This is a genomic window from Pseudomonas sp. EGD-AK9 (genome assembly GCF_000465935.2).
GTDB lineage: Bacteria > Pseudomonadota > Gammaproteobacteria > Pseudomonadales > Pseudomonadaceae > Aquipseudomonas.
Genome location: NZ_AVOF01000645.1, coordinates 1 through 1026, shown reverse-complemented (window position 1 = coordinate 1026; position 1026 = coordinate 1). Strand labels below are relative to the sequence as shown.

At 68.5% G+C, this 1026-nt stretch carries 2 protein-coding genes and 1 pseudogene; all 3 read left to right on the top strand.

Going from position 1 to position 1026, the window contains the following annotated elements:
• Nucleotides 1-114 (top strand): annotated as a pseudogene (locus N878_RS28570) (NAD(P)H-hydrate dehydratase); the annotation flags it as partial.
• Nucleotides 102-569: a tRNA (adenosine(37)-N6)-threonylcarbamoyltransferase complex ATPase subunit type 1 TsaE gene (tsaE, locus tag N878_RS22100; RefSeq protein WP_031303737.1), complete on the top strand. Its 468-nt coding sequence runs from the start codon at nucleotides 102-104 to the stop codon at nucleotides 567-569. The pseudogene N878_RS28570 and the gene tsaE, both read left to right, overlap by 13 nt.
• An 8-nt stretch (nucleotides 570-577) precedes the next feature.
• Nucleotides 578-1026, top strand: a 449-nt coding sequence (locus N878_RS22095) for an AMIN domain-containing protein (protein WP_218186857.1), incomplete at its 3' end; no start/stop codon positions are given.

The following is a 1026-nucleotide window of genomic DNA, read 5'->3' as shown; positions in this document are numbered from 1 at the left end:
CTGCATGCACGGGCGGGCGAACGGCTCGCCGAACAGGGGCGCGGGCTGGCCGCCGGCGATCTGCCCCCTGCCATTCGTCAGTTACTGGAGGAGTTGTGTCCTTGTCTGAATTGAGACTCGAGGCCGCCGACGAGGCGGCGATGCTGGCCCTCGGCGCGCGGCTCGCCGAGGTCAGCGGCGGTGCCGGCATCATCTACCTGCACGGCGATCTGGGCGCCGGCAAGACCACCCTGTCGCGCGGCATGCTGCGCGGCCTGGGCCATGCCGGGGCGGTCAAGAGCCCGACCTTCACCCTGGTCGAGCCCTACGAGATCGGCGCCGTGCGCGCCTTCCATTTCGACCTGTATCGCCTGGTCGACCCGGAGGAGCTGGAGTTTCTCGGCATCCGCGATTACTTCGAAGGCGATGCGCTGTGCCTGATCGAATGGCCCGAGCGCGGCGCCGGCGTTTTGCCAAAGCCCGACCTGGACATTACCATTAGCCCGCAAGCGAGCGGCCGTTCGCTGCTGTTGCAGGCACATGGGGCGCGCGGGCAAGCCTGGTGTGCACTGTTGGCAGGCCAAGCATAAATAGATCGATGGGGTTGGGTATGCGCATAGGCGCGCTGGTTACCGCTGTGGGGGTGTTGTGGGCGGCCCTGGCTGCCGAGGTGCTGGCCGCCTCCGATGTGCGCAGCGTGCGATTGTGGCGTGCGCCGGACAACACCCGGCTGGTCTTCGATCTGTCCGGCCCGGTGCAGCACAGCGTGTTCACCCTGGCCGCGCCCGACCGCATCGTCATCGACGTCAGCGGCGCCAAGCTGGCGACCAACCTCGGCCAGCTGTCGCTGGCCAATACCCCGATCACCGGCGTGCGCTCGGCTCAGCGCAGTGCCGAAGAGCTGCGCGTGGTCATCGACCTGTCGGCGCCGGTGACGCCGAAGAGCTTCGTCCTGGCGCCCAACCAGCAGTACGGCCATCGCCTGGTGGTCGACCTGTTCGACCAGAACGGCAGTGCGCCGGCGCCGACCCAGGCGCCCAGCGTGGC